At 69.8% G+C, this 17,442-nt stretch carries 13 protein-coding genes; 4 read left to right on the forward strand and 9 right to left on the reverse strand.

Annotated elements, in window-relative coordinates:
* Positions 1-4: 4 nt before the first annotated feature.
* Together AC16DP_RS35060 and rho are read right to left on the reverse strand one after the other, a co-directional pair.
* Positions 5-151, reverse strand: coding sequence for a hypothetical protein (locus AC16DP_RS35060; protein WP_483956935.1), 147 nt, complete (start codon positions 149-151; stop codon positions 5-7).
* A gap of 93 nt (positions 152-244) precedes the next feature.
* Entirely contained in the window at positions 245-1,336 is a 1,092-nt protein-coding gene (rho, locus tag AC16DP_RS35065; protein ID WP_483956936.1) for a transcription termination factor Rho, read from the reverse strand.
* A 39-nt stretch (positions 1,337-1,375) separates the two neighbouring features.
* Here rho and AC16DP_RS35070 point away from each other — a divergent pair, with 39 nt between their 5' ends.
* Positions 1,376-1,738: a hypothetical protein gene (locus tag AC16DP_RS35070; protein WP_483956937.1), complete on the forward strand. Its 363-nt coding sequence runs from the start codon at positions 1,376-1,378 to the stop codon at positions 1,736-1,738.
* 319 nt (positions 1,739-2,057) lie between these two features.
* Here AC16DP_RS35070 and sppA read toward each other — a convergent pair whose 3' ends face one another.
* From sppA to AC16DP_RS35100, 6 genes are all read right to left on the reverse strand, one after another.
* Positions 2,058-4,556, reverse strand: coding sequence for a signal peptide peptidase SppA (sppA, locus tag AC16DP_RS35075; RefSeq protein WP_329729121.1), 2,499 nt, complete (start codon positions 4,554-4,556; stop codon positions 2,058-2,060).
* 47 nt (positions 4,557-4,603) lie between these two features.
* Positions 4,604-5,827 carry a PEGA domain-containing protein gene (locus AC16DP_RS35080; protein ID WP_329729122.1) on the reverse strand — a complete coding sequence of 408 codons (1,224 nt, stop codon included), beginning with the start codon at positions 5,825-5,827 and terminating at the stop codon, positions 4,604-4,606.
* Positions 5,828-5,860: 33 nt separating this feature from the next.
* The gene (locus AC16DP_RS35085) at positions 5,861-7,315 is read right to left on the reverse strand and encodes a PEGA domain-containing protein (RefSeq protein WP_329729123.1); all 1,455 of its coding nucleotides are present in this window, start codon (positions 7,313-7,315) and stop codon (positions 5,861-5,863) included.
* 63 nt (positions 7,316-7,378) lie between these two features.
* On the reverse strand, positions 7,379-9,316 hold the full coding sequence (locus AC16DP_RS35090; protein ID WP_329729124.1) for a DNA gyrase/topoisomerase IV subunit B: 1,938 nt from the start codon (positions 9,314-9,316) through the stop codon (positions 7,379-7,381).
* A gap of 12 nt (positions 9,317-9,328) precedes the next feature.
* Complete coding sequence (locus AC16DP_RS35095) at positions 9,329-11,713, reverse strand: DNA gyrase/topoisomerase IV subunit A (RefSeq protein WP_329729125.1); 2,385 nt, start codon at positions 11,711-11,713, stop codon at positions 9,329-9,331.
* A 493-nt stretch (positions 11,714-12,206) separates the two neighbouring features.
* The gene (locus tag AC16DP_RS35100) at positions 12,207-12,881 is read right to left on the reverse strand and encodes a hypothetical protein (RefSeq protein ID WP_329729126.1); all 675 of its coding nucleotides are present in this window, start codon (positions 12,879-12,881) and stop codon (positions 12,207-12,209) included.
* A 141-nt stretch (positions 12,882-13,022) separates the two neighbouring features.
* Between AC16DP_RS35100 and AC16DP_RS35105 the strand changes: the two genes are divergently transcribed.
* The gene (locus tag AC16DP_RS35105) at positions 13,023-13,682 is read left to right on the forward strand and encodes an MBL fold metallo-hydrolase (RefSeq protein WP_329729127.1); all 660 of its coding nucleotides are present in this window, start codon (positions 13,023-13,025) and stop codon (positions 13,680-13,682) included.
* Positions 13,683-13,688: 6 nt separating this feature from the next.
* Here AC16DP_RS35105 and AC16DP_RS35110 read toward each other — a convergent pair whose 3' ends face one another.
* Complete coding sequence (locus AC16DP_RS35110; RefSeq protein ID WP_329729128.1) at positions 13,689-14,420, reverse strand: M50 family metallopeptidase; 732 nt, start codon at positions 14,418-14,420, stop codon at positions 13,689-13,691.
* Between the two features lie 140 nt (positions 14,421-14,560).
* Between AC16DP_RS35110 and AC16DP_RS35115 the strand changes: the two genes are divergently transcribed.
* Complete coding sequence (locus AC16DP_RS35115) at positions 14,561-16,732, forward strand: S46 family peptidase (protein ID WP_329729129.1); 2,172 nt, start codon at positions 14,561-14,563, stop codon at positions 16,730-16,732.
* Positions 16,732-17,403, forward strand: a complete 672-nt coding sequence (locus AC16DP_RS35120) for a hypothetical protein (protein ID WP_329729130.1) — start codon at positions 16,732-16,734, stop codon at positions 17,401-17,403. The genes AC16DP_RS35115 and AC16DP_RS35120 overlap by 1 nt, the downstream gene beginning before the upstream one ends.
* The last annotated feature ends 39 nt before the right edge of the window (positions 17,404-17,442 follow it).

A 17,442-nucleotide genomic window follows, 5' to 3' on the forward strand; every position in this document is an offset into this window, starting at 1 on the left:
ACACTCAGCGCGGCGCGCGCAGCAGATCGACGATCCGCTGGGCGTCGGCGACGCGAAAGCGATACTCGACACGCCCGGAGTACCCCTCGGCGAGGACGCCGGCATCGAACGCGAGACACAGCAGCGAAGGCTGCTGTGCGCTCACCTCCATGCGCGACGGCCGAGGATCGTCGCGAGTGAGGTTGATGATGCGCCGGCCGAAGGCATACGCGACGAGGCGGCGCTGGGTGACAACCAGCCGGGCCTAGCGCGAGTTCTTGGTGAGCGCCGCCAGGAACTCGCCGTTGGAGTGCGTCTCGCGAACCTTCTTGATGAGGAGCTCGATGGCAGCCGAAGGCTCGAGGCTGTGCAGCACGCCGCGGAGCTTCCAGACCGCGGCTGCCTCGGCCGGATCCATGAGCAGCTCCTCCTTGCGGGTGCCGGTCGCCTCGATGTCGATGGCCGGAAAGATGCGCTTGTCGGCCAGCTTGCGGTCGAGGCGAATCTCCATGTTGCCCGTGCCCTTGAACTCCTCGAAGATGACCTCGTCCATGCGGCTGCCCGTGTCGATGAGCGCCGTGCCCACGATGGTCAGGCTGCCGGCCTCCTCGGTGGCGCGCGCCGCGCCGAAGATGCGCTTGGGCCGCTCCAGCGCGCGGCTGTCCACGCCGCCCGACAGCGTCCGGCCCGAGTTGTCCACTTCCTTGTTGTAGGCGCGCGCCAGCCGCGTGATGGAGTCCAGGAGGATCATCACGTCCTTGCCGCTCTCCACCAGCCGCCGCGCCCGCTCCAGCGCCAGCTCGGCCACCTTGAGGTGATCTCCCGTCGGCCGGTCCGAGCTCGAGGCCAGCACCTCGGCCTTGATGCTGCGGCGCATGTCCGTCACCTCTTCCGGGCGCTCGTCGATGAGCAGCACCATGAGGTGGATCTCCGGGTGGTTGGACACCACCGCCTGGGCAATCCGCTGCAGCATGATCGTCTTGCCCGTCTTCGGCGGCGCGACGATGAGGGCGCGCTGGCCCTTGCCGATGGGGGCGATGAGATCCAACACCCGCGTCACCATCTCGCGGTGGCCGTTCTCCATCTTGATGCGCTCCACTGGATCCACGGAGGTGAGGTCCGCGAAGTGGGGCAGCCGGCCCACCTGCTCCAGCGGGCGGCCGTCCACCTGCTCCACGCGCTGGATGAGACCCTTGTTGCCCTTGGTCTGCGCGAGCGCGTTGAGGTACTGGCCCGGACGCAGCCGGAGCTTCTGCACCAGGTTCTTCGGAATCTCCGCGTCGTCCGGCGAGGGTAGCAGGTTGCGCTTGAGCTGCCGCAGGTAGGCGTTGGGGCCCTTCACCTCGGTGTCGAGCACGCCCTCCACCGGCGCCAGCGAGGGCTGGGGCGCCGGCTGATGCTGCCTCGGCTGCCCACCCCCCGGGTGGTGCGCGTGCGCGTGCTGTGGCGGGCCTTGCGGCGGCGGCGGCTGCTGGGCCTGCTGCTGCTGCGCCATCCGCTGCTGGTACTGCTGCAGCTCCTGGGGCGTGAGGAACACCTGCTGCTGCTGGCCGTCCGGGCCGGCCACCATGCGGTAGGCCTGCCCTTCCGGGGTGAACTGCACCTGGGCACCCCGGCGGCGGCGGCGGCGGCGGCGGCGGCGGCCTCCACCCTGGCCGGGCGGGCCACCCGCGGGCTGTCCCGCTCCGGGGGCCGAGCCTTCGCCCTCGTCGGGGCCGTCATCGCCCTCGTCATCGCCTTCGTCCATGTCCGGGGGTGACTCGGCACGGGCGGCCATGGGGGTCGGGAGGTCTCGGGGATCGCGGTTGTCGGTTTCGCTCATGGTCTACGGAGTTCGGCGCGTCCCCTGGGAAGAAGTCCCCGGCCGGAGGCGCACGAGGTACGGCGGTCTGTGGGACAGAAGCCCGACGCGGGGTCTTGGGGACAGCTCGCGCCTGGCACGAGCCACCCGCCGACCGAACCGCCGGCCCCTGGAGCGTCCCGGCGGCCTGATGGCCCACCGGAAAGCGCTCCACAACATTAACAGAGGACCCGCCGGGTGCCCGGAGAATTTCGCTTCCCGTGTCCTCCTGGAGACGTCAGCGGACCCTCAGCGTGTAGGGCTGGACGGCCTTCAGTCCCGGCTCCAGCACCCAGGCCCCGTCCAGGCCCGCCTCGCGCACGAGCGCCTGCACCCCTGGCGGGAGGGCGGGTTGCACCACCGGCCCCAGGTTCAGCTCCGGAAGGGCCTCCGCGTCCACCCCGGGCTCTCCCCCCAGCGAGGAGAACAGCCCGTGCGCCTCGCCCTCCACCACCAGGTCCAACTCCTCTCCGGTGGGCACTCCGGCCCGCTTGCGCGCCGCCTCCACCGCGTCCACCAGGCCCCCCAGCCCGTCCACCAGTCCGCGCTCCTTCGCCGCGGAGCCCGCCCACACCCGTCCCCGGGCGATGGCATCCACCCTGGCCTTGTCCAGCTTCCGCTCCACGGAGACCTGGGTGATGAAGTCGTCGTAGGCCGAGTCCACCCAGGCCTGCACCGCCTTCTGTTCCGCCTCCGTCCACGGCCGCCACGAGTCGAGCACGTCGGCCATGGGCGAGCGGCTGATGGTCTCCTGGTTCACCCCCAGCTTGTCGCCCAGCAGGCCGCGCAGCGCGGGCTTGAAGTAGAAGACGCCGATGCTCCCCGTCAGGGTGGTGGGCGAGGCCCAGATCTCATCCGCGGCCATGGCGGCGTAGTAGCCGCCCGAGGCCGCCACGTCCCCCATGGAGGCGATGACGGGCTTGTGCTTCTTCGCCTCCAACACGGCGCGGTACATCAACTCCGAGGCCAGGATGTCCCCGCCGCCCGAGTCCACCCGCAGCACGATGGCGGCCACCTTCGGATCCCTCTGGGCCCGCTCCAGGGCGAGCGCCACCGTCTCCGCGCCGGCGATCGCCTCGCCCCCCACCAACGGCGGCTTGCGGCTCTTGCCTCCGGAGATGGTGCCCACCACCGGCACCACGGCGATGCGGCGGCGCCCCGTCCAGCGGCGCTCCCGCTCGTCCTTCGGCGAGTAGGTGGGATCGTACGCGGCCCCGGGCATCAGCTTCTTCAGCTTGTCCTCCAGCTCCTCGGGCAGCAGCACCCCGTCCACCAGTCCGAAATCCCTGGCCCGGGTGGCGGTGAGGATGCCGGCGCCCCAGGCCTCCCGGAGGCGCTCGGGGGTGATGCGGCGCGCCTTCGTCACCGCCGCCACGTCATGCGCCATCTGGTTGTCCAGGTAGGCCTCGACGGTCTCCCGCTGGGCGGGGCTCATGTCGCTGCGGGTGAGCTGCTCGGGGGCCGTCTTGTACTCGCCCACGCGCGCCACGTCCCAGGTGACGCCCAGCTTCTCCATCGTCCCGCCCAGGGACACGACGTGGACGGCCAGGCCGTTGATGAGCAGGGACGAGGAGGGCAGCGCGTACACCTCGTCCGCCGCCGAGCCCACGAAGTACTCCAGGTCATTCACGCTGTAGAGCACCGTCAGCACCTTCTTGCCGGCCGCGCGCATCCGCAGCACCGCCTGGTGCAGCTCCTCGGCCTTGCCCCAGTCCACGCCGGGCAGGCCGGACACCTTCAGCACCACGCCCTTCAGCCGGGGATCCTTCGTGGCCTCGTCCATCCACCGCGCCAGCCGCAGGTACGGGTCCGGCTCGGAGAAGCCGAGCAGCGACAGGGTTCCGCCCCGCTCTCTCAGCTCGTCATCCAGGTCCAGCATGGCCACCGTGCCCCCGCCGAAGTCCAGGGCCGGGTACTTCTGGCTGGAGAGCCGCACCGCCACCACATGGTCCATCCCGCCGCCCTCGGCGCCGCCACCCGCGTAGGTGAGGCCGAAGCGCGAGCTGTCCAGCGTGGCGGCCAGTTGCAGCGCCAGGGTGCGGTCGCCCCCGAGCCCATGCGACAGGCCCGCGCCCAGTCCGAAGCCGGGCACGACGGCGGCCTGCACCGTGTACGTGAGGCGCCCTTCGTCCCAGGCGCCCTCGGAAGCGAGGTAGTCCGCGCCCAACGTCACGCGCTCGCCGAAGGGCCGTACGCCCACGGCGAGGTTGTAGCGGCGGGGCAGGGTGAAGGGCCCCTCCATGGGGGCGTTCACATCCTTCACCACCGCAGCCACGGAGAGGAAGCGCGTGGGACGCACCGTGAGGCCCAGGTCGAAGCCGGACAGCCTGTCCAGCGAGGCGTCGCGCGAGGAGAGGGTGTGGTAGCCCACGCCCAGCGACAGCCTCCGCGAGCCGAGCGCCAGGCCGAAGGACGTCTTGCGGTAGTCCGGCAGCCCGCGTCCGCGCATCCACTCCATGCTGACGCCGGCACCCAGTCCGCCCAGCGTCGTGCCCAGGTAGACGCCGTCACCCAACTGGTCCCGCACCAGGTTGCGCTCGTGCAGGTAGAAGAGCTGCGCGGGCCCGACGAAGCGCAGGCCCGCCGGGTTGACGGAGAGCGCGGTGGCCTCGTCCACCAGCGCGGCGGAGGTGGGCGGCAGCGTCACCCCGCGCGGCGGCGAGGCGGGTTGGACGATGAGCCCCGTCTGTGCGAGCGCGAGGCCGGGGAGCAACAGCATCAGCGAGAGGGCACGCATGGCCCTCCGACTCTAGGCGCCGCGCTCCCGGGTACAAGCGCCGTGACTCACCAATCTTCGGTACCGTTCACTCCCTCCAGCGGATCGCCTTTCTTGGCCTTCTTCTCCTGGTCGCGCCGCTTGCCGCCACGGTCCTCGCGGTTCCACTCCTCCATGCCGTGGTTGTTCTCCAGTGGATCCGAGGACTTCACCCGCTTCTCCGTGCCGCCCTCGGCATTGTTCAGCAGGTGATTGACCAGCCGGGCCATCTCCGACTTGAGCTGGCCGAACTCGTCGCCCTGCAGCACCACGCGCCGCACGCCGAGCCGCTTGCCGTCCTTCATGTCGAAGAAGCCCAGCACCAGCTCCGTGGTGCCGCTGTCCGGAATGTCGCGCACCGTGCCCACGAAGCCCCGCTCCAGCCCGAGCGCCTTGCCCAGCCCGGCCACCGCCTGGCTGGAGGTCACGTTGGCGCGCATCACCTCGCTGGCCACCGAGTCCAGCCGGGCGTCATAGGCCTTGTAGTCGTCCGTGGGCTGCAGCGCGGCGCTCGCCTCCACGTCTTCCGGGCTCACCTCGAGCAGCTGCCCGTAGATGCGGAAGCCGGGGCGCTCCAGGCGCAGCAGGTGCTTGCCCACCGGCAGCGTGGACACCGTCAGCGGCGTGTAGCCCTTGAACTCGTTGTCGATGTAGACGCGCGCCCCGGCCGGGCGGGACTTCACCGTGGCCCCTCCGCGCAGCGCCGCGTGCACGCCCGTGGCCACCTGCACCCGGAGCGAGATGAAGTCGCGGCTGTAGCGCTTGGTGTCCAGCTCGTAGGTGGGGTTGAGCGCCATCAGATCCAACAGCGCCAGCTTCGTCTCCTCCACGTCACCGCGCTGGTACATCACCGCGGCGTAGAGCGCGGTGGCGTCACACAGCGGATTGCAGGAGGCCGTCATCGCCGGAGCCGCCTTCTGCAGCTCCTTCAGCGTGGCGCGGATCTTCAGCTCCGCCTCCTCGTACTGCTTCTTGTCGAAGGCGGCGAGGCTCTCCTCGTACCCCTGCTTGCCGCGCTTGAGCGCGACGAGCGCCTCGTCATCCTGCGGCAGGCCGAAGAGATCCTCGGGCTTGCGCAGGGTGTAGCCCTGGAACTCGGCCAGGGCCTCGTTCATGTAGCTCTCCATCTTCGGGCCGCTCGACTCGGCCGTGGGGTCCATGGGGACGAGGAGCGAGGTGATGCGCTGGGGCTTGGGAGGCGGGGGAGCCGCCAGCGCGAGGGAGGGGAGCAGCAGAAGCACAAGGGCTTTCATGACGTGGTCCTCGAGGAAGGGCCGTGGGGAGCGCTACCAACCAGCACCGAAGTTGCCGAGCCGGGCGCCCAGGGGTTTCTGGGGCTGGGATGCCAGCAGGATGCCCGCCGTGGTGGCCGCCGCCACGCCGCCCACCGCCGCCCAGAACCAGGGCTTCTTCATCACCGCGGGCAGCGCCACGGGCAGTGAGGGGCCGGGCACGTGTTGGCCGGTGAGGAAGGCATGCACCTGACGCACGGCGTCCTCGCGGCTACGGGGATCCTCTGGATGGAGCTTCACGCCGCGCAGGCGGTTCTTCTGCCGCACGTCCCAGGCATACAGCACGGCCTCGGCGCGGCCCCGGCGATCCTGCTCCACCCGGGCGAGCACCACATAGCGCGCGCCGAGCTTCTCGCCGAGCTCCGCCACTCCGGCTGGGAGCGTGTCGGACGTGAGGGCGCGGGAGGTGGACACGTCGGCGGCCAGGCGCCGTGCCTCGGCCAGGGCGGGGGTGGGCTCCAGCGTGGGGCGCAGCTCGCCGCGCTGGGAGGGCGCCACCGGCTGGAAGACGCCGAAGGGGACGTAACCGGGAAGGGTGAGCACCACGGGGTGGGGGCCGGGCGCGAGCTCCACGTCCTTCAGCGGCGTGGTGCCGAGGTTCTCGCCCTTCATCAACACCTGCGCACCGGAGGGCACCGAGTCGATGGTGAGCGTGCCGCGCGGCTGTTGGGAGAGGGCCACCTTCGCGGCGTCGAAGGCCTCGTGCACGTCCTGCCCGAAGAGCTCGGACTCGGGCTGGAGGGAGGGCGCCACGAGCTGTGCCCGGGTGAAGGCTTCCTGGGCCCCGGTGGTGTCTCCGTTGAGCAGCCGCGAGGCACCCAGGAACACGTAGACGCGGGCCAGCCGCTCCGGCTTCGTCTCCACCGGGTAGCGCTCGTAGAAGGCCGCCGCCTCGGTGAACTTCTTCGCCGCGGCCTCCGGGTCCAGGTTGTCGTAGAAGCCCTTGCCCTCATCGAAGAGGGCGTCGCCCTGCTGAAGGGACGCGGGGGGCGGAGGCGGGAAGAGGGCCGCGAGGTCCACCAGCCGCACCTCCGTCCGGGCGCCGAGCGCGGCACGCAGGTCGGTCTCGACGCGGGCGGCGGACGGGGTGGCGTCCGGCTTCGAGGGGACGGCCAGCACCGCGACGCTGCCCGACCAGGTGGGGGGCGCGGGCTGGAGGGCGGGCGCCGGAGCCGGAGCCGCGGGAGCGGCTTCCACGGGAGCGGCGGGGGCCGGTGCGAGCGTCGTCCGGGGGGCCACGGGCGCATCCGCGGCCGGAGGGGGCTCCTCGCTGGCGGGAGTCTCGGTGGACTCCCCGGCGGGGGCGCTCTGCTCGGCGGCGGGCGTCTTCTTCTTCTTCGCCTTGCGGGCCGAGGCGGACGAACCACGGCGGGGCGCGGCCTCGGTGATACCGGAGGCCGTGCCCAGCAGCAGCGCGAGCGAAAGGGCGAGGGGGGTCTTCAGTCGCACGGGGCACGATGCTAACCGAGCCAGGGGCCCGTGCACCATGCCCCGGCCGGGGCCCCTCGGCTCCTACACGTCCAGGTCCTCGACCTCGTTGGCGCTCTCCATGATGAACTTGAAGCGCGCGCTGACGTCCCGGCCCATCAAGTCATTGATGACCTGATCGGTGAGGAGCGGGTTGTCGATGGTCACCTTCAGGCTCTGGCGGAGCTTCGGATCCAGCGTGGTCTCCTTCAGCTCGTCCGGCGTCATCTCGCCCAGACCCTTGAAGCGCATGACGCTGGGCTTGGCGTTGCCCTTGGTCTTCTCGCGGATGATCCGATCCCGGTGGACCTCGTCGAGCGCCCAGTACGTCTCCTTGCCGATGTCCACCCGGAAGAGGGGCGGCTGGGCGAGGTAGATGTGGCCGTGCTCGATGAGCGGGCGCAGGTGCCGGTAGAAGAAGGTGAGCAGCAGCGTGGCGATGTGGTTGCCGTCGCTGTCGGCGTCCATCATCAGGAAGATGCGGCCGTAGCGCAGCTTGGTGATGTCGAAGTCACTGCCGATGCCACAGCCCAGGGCGCTGACGATGTCCGTGAGCTCCTTGTTGCCCACCACCTTGTCGGTGGATGCCTGCTCGGCGTTGAGCACCTTGCCGCGCAGCGGCAGCACGGCCTGGGTGCGCCGGTCGCGGCCCTGCTTGGCGCTGCCACCTGCGGAGTCACCTTCCACGAGGAACAGCTCACTCTGTGCCGGATCGGTCGAGGAGCAGTCCGCCAGCTTGCCCGGCAGGTTGAGCCGGTGGCTGACGGCCGTCTTGCGGCTGATGGCCTGGGAGGCGGCCCGGCTGGCCTCGCGGGCGCGGGCGGCCAGCGTGATGCGGGCCACCACCGACTCGGCGATGGACTTGTTGTCGTTGAGCCACTTCTCCAGCGCGGGGCGGATGACGCCGTCCACCTGGGCCGAGGTCTCCGGGTTGTTGAGGCGCCCCTTCGTCTGGCCCTGGAACTGCGGCTCCACCACGTACGTGGAGAGGATGGCCGTCACGCCCTCGCGGATGTCTTCCGCGGTGAGCGTGACGCCCTTGGGCGTGATTTCGTGCGTCTCCATGTAGTTGCGCACCGCCTTCACCACGGCGCTGCGCAGCCCCGCCTCGTGCGTACCGCCCAGGGGCGTGGGGATGCCGTTGACGTACGAGCGGATGTGCTCGTCCGTGGCCTCCGTCCACACCAGCGCGGCCTCCAGGCGCACCCCGTTGTCACGCGAGTGGTAGAAGATGGCCGTGCTGCCCGAGGGCACCACCGGCTTGCCGCGCTCGCCCACCACCTTGGACAGGTACTCGGCGATGCCGCCGTCGTGCTTGAACTCCTCCTTCACGTGCGGGGTGGCCGTCTCGTCCTTCCAGATGACGGTCATGCCCTTGTGGAGGTAGCTCTTCGCCTCGAGCCGCTCGCGGATGAGCTTCGCGTCGAACTTGAGCTTCTCGCCGAAGATCTCCGGATCCGGCTCGAAGGTCGTCGACGTGCCGGTGCCCCGGGCGGGCCCTTCCGGCTTGAGCTGGCTGGTGGGCTTGCCCTTGCTGTACGTCTGCACGTGGCGCTTGCCGTCGCGCTTGATCTCCACGACGAGCTTGCGCGAGAGGGCGTTCACCACCGAGCTGCCCACGCCGTGCAGACCGCCCGAGTGGATGTAGTTGCCCTGCTCGAACTTACCGCCCGCGTGCAGCGTGGTGAGGATGATCTCCACCGCGGGCTTCTTGAACTTGGGCATGATGTCGATGGGGATGCCTCGCCCATCGTCCACCACCGTGATGGTGCGGCTGTCCTTGTGGAGCGTGACTTCCACGGTGGACGCATAGCCGTTGATGACCTCGTCCACCGAGTTGTCGAGGATCTCCCACAGCAGGTGGTGATAGCCCGTGCCGTCGGTGCCGCCGATGTACATCGCCGGGCGCTTGCGGACCGGCTCCAGGCCCTCGAGGACCTGGATGTCCGCGCCCGTATAGGTCGTCTTCTTGGTCGTCGCCATGACAGTCTCCGGCTAGTCCTTCTTCTGCTCCGGCAGCGGGATGTAGAGGGGCGCACGCGCCACCTCCTTCACCGCGTCCTTGCGCGACATCTCGTGGCCCTTGCCACCGCGGCCCGTCACTTCGAAGCGGCCCGTGTGGAGGACGAGCTTGCGGCCCTTCTGGGTCTCGAAGGCGACCCCCGCCTCCTTGTTGCCCTGGGGGGCCACCACGAAGTCCACCACCCGGTCGCCCTCGTCCACCTTGATGACGGTGACGCCCTTGCCCGGGCCGGCCAGCTCGTTGATCTCCGCCACCTTGCACACCAGGGCGGCGGTCCGCTCGGTAAGCACGCCCACCAGGTCCTTGTCCTCCACCGGCTGCACGCCGACGATCTCATCGCCCTCGCCCGTCTTGGCGTAGCGGCGCCCGGCGCGGGTGGAGAGCTCCAGGTGCGGGGCCAGCGGGAAGCGCATGCCCATGCCCAGCTTCGTGACTCCCAGCAGCTTCTCCGGGCGCCACAGGCGGGTGTCGAGCGACAGCGCGGCGACAATCCGCTCGCCGTCGTCGAACTTGAACAGCTTCTGCACCGGGTCGCCGTACCCCGTGGAGGCCGGCACGTCGTTGAAGCGCGTGACGTAGGCGGTGCCGAAGTTGCTGAAGAGCACCAGGTTCGCCCTCAGGCTGCCGGCGAGCACCGTCATCACCGCATCGCCCTCGCGCAGACGGGTGGAGGCGGGATCCTTCACCTCGCGCACGCGCTTGATCCACCCATCGCGGGTGATGACGACGTGGGCGTCCTCGTCCGCGATGAGCGCCTCGGCGTCGAAGGTCATCTCCTCGGCGCCGCCGCGGCTCACCTTGGTGCGGCGCTTCTGCATGCCGTAGGCGGCCTTCACCTCGGCCAGCTCGTCCTTCACCGTGCCCCACAGCCGCGACTCGCTCTTGAGCAGCGACTCCAGGTCCTTGATCTGCTTGCGCTTCTCCTTCAGCTCGTTCTGGACCACGAGGATTTCCAGGCGGGCCAGCTTGTAGAGCTTCATCTCCAGGATGGCGTCCACCTGGATCTCATCGAGCTTGAAGCGGGCAATCAGCTTCTTGGCGGCGTCCTGCTTGCCCTCGGAGGCGCGGATGATGCGGATCATCTCGTCCAGGGCGTCGTAGACCTTCTCGAAGCCCTCGAGGATGTGGACGCGCTTCTTCAGCTCGTCGAGCTGGTACTGGATGCGCCGCTTGATGACCAGCAGGCGGAAGTCCAGGAAGTACTGGAGGATCTCCTTGAGCCCCAGGCGCTTGGGGGTGCCGACCTCGGGGTTCTCCGGGTTGGGCACGAGGCAGGTGAGGTTGACGTTGAAGTTCGTCTGGAGCGGCGTGTTCTTGTACAGGTACGCCATGGCCAGCTCGTGGCTGGCGTCCTTCTTGAGCTCCAGGACGATGCGCACGTCCTTGGTGGACTCGTCGCGCACGTCCACGATGAGCGGCAGCTTGCGCTCGCGGACGATCTCCCCGAACTTGGCCACCAGCGTGGACTTGTTCACCGTGTAGGGGATGGACGTGATGACGATCTGCTGGCCACCGCGCTTGAGCTCCTCCAACTCGTACTCGCCGCGCAGACGCACGCTGCCCTGGCCGGTCTCGTAGATCTCCTGCAGCTCCTTCTGGGAGTTGAGGATTTCACCGCCGGTGGGGAAGTCGGGACCCTTGACCCACTTGAGCAGCTGCTTGACGGTGAGGTTGCTGTCGTCCACGAGCGCGGTGAGCGCGTCGCACAGCTCCGCCAGGTGATGGGGCGGGATGTTGGTGGCCATGCCCACGGCGATGCCCGTGGTGCCGTTCATCAGCAGGTGGGGAACGCGCGAGGGAAGGACGATGGGCTCGGTGCGCGTGCCGTCGTAGTTGGGCCGGAAGTCCACCGTCTTCTGGCTCAGCTCGTTGAGGAGCTCGTCGGAGAGCTTCTCGAGGCGGCACTCGGTGTAACGGTAGGCGGCGGCGGCGTCGCCATCGAGCGAGCCGAAGTTGCCGTGGCCGTCCACGAGGGGGTAGCGCAGGGAGAAGTCCTGCGCCATGCGCACGAGTGCATCGTAGATGGCGGTGTCGCCGTGCGGGTGGTAGGGGCCCATGATGGCGCCGACGACCTGGGCGCACTTCTTGTACTTGGCGTCGTGCGTGAGGTTCAGGTCGTTCCACATGCCGTAGAGGATGCGGCGCTGAACCGGCTTGAGGCCGTCACGCACGTCGGGCAGGGCGCGCGAGGTGATGACGGAGAGGGCGTAGTTGAGGTAGCGGCGGCGGGCCTCATCGGCGAGCGCGGCGGGCGTGGCACCACCGCCACCGCCTCCCGCGGCCGAGGCGGTGCCATCGCCACCGCCACCCGAGGCCCCCTGCTTCTTCCGCGTCTTGTTATCCGCTTGTGCGAGCATGCTCATGTGTTCAGGTCAGGACCGTCCGTATCCCTCTGGAACGCGGGGCGCGGCTCGCGCACTCCGGGCCCGGGACGGAAGGTGATGAGCCGGCGGGAGTAGCACGGCCCACTGTGAAAGGGAACAAATTCGAGGGGTTGCGACGCCTCGGGGGTGGGGTTTCTATACATATGTTCAGGTTTTGGGGCCAGGAAATCGGGTCATGGAGGGCCTCGAAGGTGGGGTCGCCGCGCTCGCCTGCCTGGGTTGGGACCGGGACGACGGGTGGGCTCGGAGCCGTACGGAGGGTGGGAGGAGGAACCCGCCTGGAGGGCATGGACCCGCCTCCCACGGCATGGGCGGATACTGCCTCGGGGGTCTGACACAACCTGCGTGGTTCACCCACCCGGCAGGACATCAGGCGAGCGGAAGAGCGTGAGCATGGGCCTTCCGCCCTCCTGCCGAGGATGTGTGCTCCGTCTCCCTTCCGTCTCCCTGAGAGCTCGCCGCGCGCCTACTTGCTCTCGCCCCCGACGCGCCGACCGCCCTGGCGTGCCGTTCCCCAGCCGCCGCGGCGGAAGATCATCACCTTGCTGTTCGCACTGCCGCTGAGCATGCCGGGGAGGGTGGCCTGGACCGCCTTGCCGCCGGGCGGGTGATACACGACGCGCGCCTTGCGTCCCGAGGGCACGTTGTTGCTCGCGTCGATGAGCAGGAACACGGTGTTGTCCTCGATGTGGACGCGGTCCGGGTCGCGCAGGTGATCCAACTCGGCGATCAACTCCCCCTGCTCGAGGGTGCGGGCTCCGTCCGCGAGCTGCCTCACCTTCACGCGCACGTAATGGTCCGAGCTCGCGCCGGACATGTCGCGCGTGCCCTGGACGATGATGGCCAGGTCCGCGCCATTCTCGGGGGCCTTGTCGGAGAGCTTCAGGCCCGAGCGGGGGTTGGCATCCGTGTCGAGCAGGAGGGTCGCGTTGGCGCAGCGCGAGCCGCACTCCTGGCCGAACGGGGGCTTCTGGAAGCGCAGCCGCAGCGCGAAGTCACCGCCCTGGGGGCCCACCGTCGCGTCCACCACGACGGGACGCTCCTCGTCCGCCGAGGGCGTATGGCGGAAGGTGGCCCGGTCCTTGGCCATGGCGCTCGTGGCGAGCAGGGTGAGGGCCAGGGGGAGCAGCGGTCTCTTCAAGGGCGTCTCCTCGACGGGGGAAGGGGGCCGCATTCAAATGCGAAGCGCTGTTCCTCCTCAAGGGCTGCCCCCCGGCCCGCCCGTGGCGCATAGAATGGAGGGCCGGACGCCGTGATGCAGTGCGCCGCCTGGAGGATGCCGATGGAAGCTCTGTACGTGCGCCAGTTGAAGCTCGGGACGATGGACAACTTCGTGTACCTGGTGGGCCCGAAGGACTCGGACGAGGTGTTGGTGGTGGACCCCGCGTGGGACGTGCCCGCCATCGAGAAGGCCCTCGTGGAGGACGGCAAGCGCCTGGTGGGCGCCTTCGTCTCGCACTGCCACGGAGACCACACCAACGGCATCCCCGAGCTGCTCTCGAAGCATGACGTCCCCGTGTACGCCCAGCGCGCGGAGGTGGACTTCTCGGCGGACCTGCGCGATCTGGCGTCGGGGGCGCTGCGGCCGCTCGGGCCGGGGGACACCCTCACGGTGGGCGGACGGAACTTCCAGGCCCTGCACACCCCCGGGCATACCCCGGGCTCGCACTGCCTGCTGGCCCAGGACGCGCTGGTGTCGGGCGACACCGTCTTCATCAACGGCTGCGGGCGGTGTGACATGCGCGGGGGAGACCCGGAGGCGATGTACCGCTCGCTGTCCCAGGTGCTGCTCAAGGTGCCGGACAGCACCCGGCTCTTCCCCGGGCATGACTACGCGAGCGTGCCGGTGGCGGCCATGAGCGACGTGCGCCAGCACAACCCGTACTTCGCCTTCCCGGACGTGGCCTCCTTCGTGGCCTACCGGATGCGCCCGAGGCGCTGAGCGCCCCTAGCGGCGGCCGGAGAGCAGCGAGCTGCCCAGGCCCTCGGGTTTCGCGGCGCGCAGGGACCAGCGGGCGAAGAGGCCGAGCAGCGCGAGCGAGGCGAACGACCAGATCGCGGCCCAAGCCCACGAGGGCAGGGGAGTGAGGTGGGCGAGCCGGGCCGCGTCGCTGACGGAGTGGGCGGCGCCCTTCCACAGCTCCGAGCGCAGATCGACCGCCACGTAGAGGGCGGAGAAGGCGGCGAGCAGGAGGTTGAGCATGTCCACGCCCCCATCCGGGAGGTACTTCGCCGCGAGCCCCAGCACGAGCGCGGTGCCCAGGCAGAAGGCCAGGGTGATGCCGTCGCCCGCGTAGAGGACGCCCATGACGGCGAGGCCCCCGCACGCGGTGACGAGCACGAGGCGGCGCATCCGGAAGCGGTAGGTGGCCAGCAGCAGGAAGGCTCCGGCGAGCGCGCTGCCCACGTAGCCGGCGGAGTACACGGCCACCTGCGCCATCAGGCCCTGGGGCAGGTGGGACAGGCAGGCCCCCGAATCGGCCGCCGCCAGCGTGACGCGGTCCACCGCGCCTCCGGCCAGCAGGGTGGCGAGTGCGTGACCGCCCTCGTGCATCATCACCACCAGCAACTTCAGGGGCCACACCACGGGGGAGTCCCAGAAGTACCAGCCCGCGCCCAGGAGCACGAGCAGAAGGGCCACCCGGCCAGAGTCCAACTTGGAGCCGCTCGAGGTCTGCATGCGGGTCCCAGAACACGCCTGCCCCCGGGTTCTTCCAGGGGTCCACGCACTCGGACTGGGACGGCAGGAGGGTGGGCAGGCGTCACGGATGTCCAAGACGGTCGCCTGCGGGCGGAAGACGCGGTAGGGAGGGGAGCACGATGAAGAAGACGCTCCTGCTCCTTTCACTCGTGGCTGCCCCGGCCCTGGCCGGGGAAGGGAAGTGGACCCCCCAACAGGTCCTCGAACTCGACCCGGCGTGGCTCAAGGCCCAGGGGCTCCAGGTGCCGCCCGAGCGGCTGTGGGATCCCAAGCGCGGCACGGGCCTGCTGGCCGGCACGGTGAACGTGGGCGGCTGCACGGGCGCCTTCATCGCCGAGACGGGCCTGGTCATCACCAACCACCACTGCGTCTTCTCCATCATCCAGGAGCACAGCACCACCCAGCGCGACCTCATCACCCAGGGCTTCCTCGCGAAGAGCCGCGAGGAGGAGCTGCCGGGCAAGGGCTCGCGCATCCAGGTGCCGCGCAGCTTCAAGGACGTGACGAAGGAGATGTACGCCGCGGTGCCCGCGGGCGCGGATGATCTCACGCGTCAGAAGGCGCTGGAGCGCAAGGAGAAGGAGCTGGTCGCCGAGTGCGAGAAGCGTCCGGCCACGCGCTGCCGGGTGGCCAGCTTCGACGGCGGGGTGCAGTTCGTGCTGAGCGACTCGGTGGAGCTGGCGGACGTGCGGCTGGTGTACGCGCCGCCGCGCGCCGTGGGCGAGTACGGGGGCGAGGAGGACAACTGGATGTGGCCGCGCCACACCGGTGACTTCTCCATCGTCCGGGCCTACTCGGCGCCGGATGGCTCGGCGGCGAAGTACGACACGAAGAACGTGCCCTACAAGGCCGAGTTCTTCTTCCCGCTGGCCACCGAGGGCGTGAAGCCGGACGACTTCGTGATGGTGCTGGGCTACCCGGGCACCACCTACCGCACGCTGCTGGCCGAGGAGATGGCCGAGCGCCAGGCGCGCTTCTACCCGCGCGTCATCGACGTGTACGGCGAGCTCATCCGCATCCTCGAGGAGGAGGGCGAGAAGGATCCGGCGGGGAAGATCGCCGTGGCCTCGCACCTCAAGGGCATGCACAACCGCTACAAGAACTCGGGCGGGCAGCTCGCGGGGCTCAAGCGTGGGCGCATCGTGGAGAAGCAGCGCGAGTCCGAGGCGGCGGTGGTGGCCTGGGCGGAGAAGCGCAAGGAGTACGCGGGTGCACTCGCGGCCCGCTCGGAGCTGCTGTCCCTGCAGGCGGCGCGGGCGAAGACGTTCGAGCGCGAGTTCCTCCTCGACACGGTGCGCGGCGCGGTGAAGGCGCCGGCCCTGGCGGTGCTGCTGGCGCGGCTGTCTCAGGAGCGGGTGAAGCCGGACCTCGAGCGCCGGCCCGAGTTCATGGAGCGCGAGCTGCCCCGGCTGGCGGACCGGCTGGAGCGCGAGCAGAAGAACCTCTTCACGGCCGCGGACAAGCGGATGTTCCTCGCGCTGGTGCGGCGGGCGCAGGGGCTCGGCGAGGGCGAGCGCATCGCGGCGATCGACAAGCACTTCGGCAAGACGTACGACGCGAAGAAGGTGTCCGCGAAGCTCGACACCCTGTACGCGAAGACGAAGGTGCTGAACCTGGCCGAGCGCCAGAAGATGGCCGGTGAGACGGAGGCGCAGCTCCGGGCGCGGAAGGATGCGCTGCTGGACTTCGGGTTGGATCTGTCGGCGGAGGTGGTGGCGCTGGAGGAGCAGCGGGATCGGCGCGCGGGCGCGACCACGCGGCTGATGCCCGAGTGGCGCCGGGCGGTGATGGCGCACGCGGGCAAGCCCATTGCTCCGGATGCCAACAGCACGCTGCGGGTGTCGTTCGCGAAGGTGAAGGGCTACACGCCTCGGGATGGGGCCTTCTACACGCCGCAGACGACGCTGGCGGGCGTGATGGAGAAGCACACGGGCCAGGAGCCCTTCGACGTGCCGGCCAAGGTGGCCGCCGCGGCCGAGGCGAAGAAGTACGGGCCCTGGGTGGACGCGCAGTTGAAGGACGTGCCGGTGAACTTCCTGGCGGACGCGGACACCACGGGCGGCAACTCGGGCAGCCCCACGGTGAACGGCAAGGGCCAGCTGGTGGGCGTCAACTTCGATCGCGTGTGGGAGAACGTGGCGAACGACTTCGGCTACAACCCGGACGTGGCGCGCAACGTGAACGTGGACGTGCGCTACGTGCTGTGGCTGTTGGATCAGGTCGAGGATGCGGACGGGCTGTTGCGCGAGCTGGGCGTGCGCAAGGACCCCAAGGCCCAGGAGCGCCGCTGATGACGGACGGGGCCGGGAGCAACCCGCCGCCCCTGCCGGTCTTCGGACCGGAGGAGAAGGTGTGCGGCAACTGCAAGCTGTGGGCGGCGCACTCGGTGGATCACCGGGGCTGGGTGGGCGTCTGCCGGTTGCAGGCGGAGCGGGGGTTGTTCCCGCCCTCGGCGCCGCTGTGCAACAAGTTCCTGCCGCGGGGCGTGGCGGCCAAGGCGCTGCCCCCGGACTCGTCGCGGCGCGAGCGGACGGTGCGCGGCGTGGGGCCGGTGGTGCGGCGGCGGGAGCGGGACCCGAACGAAGTGGTGGACCTGGAAGGCCTGGAGCTGAACATGACGCGCGCGGAGTTGATGGAGCTGATCCGGGAGGCGGTGGGCGAGGGCGGTGAGGCGCCGCCGCTGGCCAACAAGTGGGAGGGTGGCAGCATCAAGCTGGTGCCCGGCAAGTCGGACGTGCAGGGCAAGGACCTGCCCATCGACGCCTTCTTCCACAAGATCGTCATGGTGCGCGACAAGCTGCGGGTGATGGAGCAGAAGCTCAACGCGCACCCGAAGCTGACGGACGCCGAGAAGGTGGAGATGCAGAGCTACATCACCCGCATCTACGGCTCACTGACGAGCTTCAACCTGCTGTTCCGCGACAAGGAAGACCACTTCGTGGGCTCCAAGTCGGAGGACTGATGGGGTGAGGGTGCCACGCATCCCGGGTTGCGGACCGTG

It is taken from the genome of Archangium sp., from assembly GCF_057119385.1.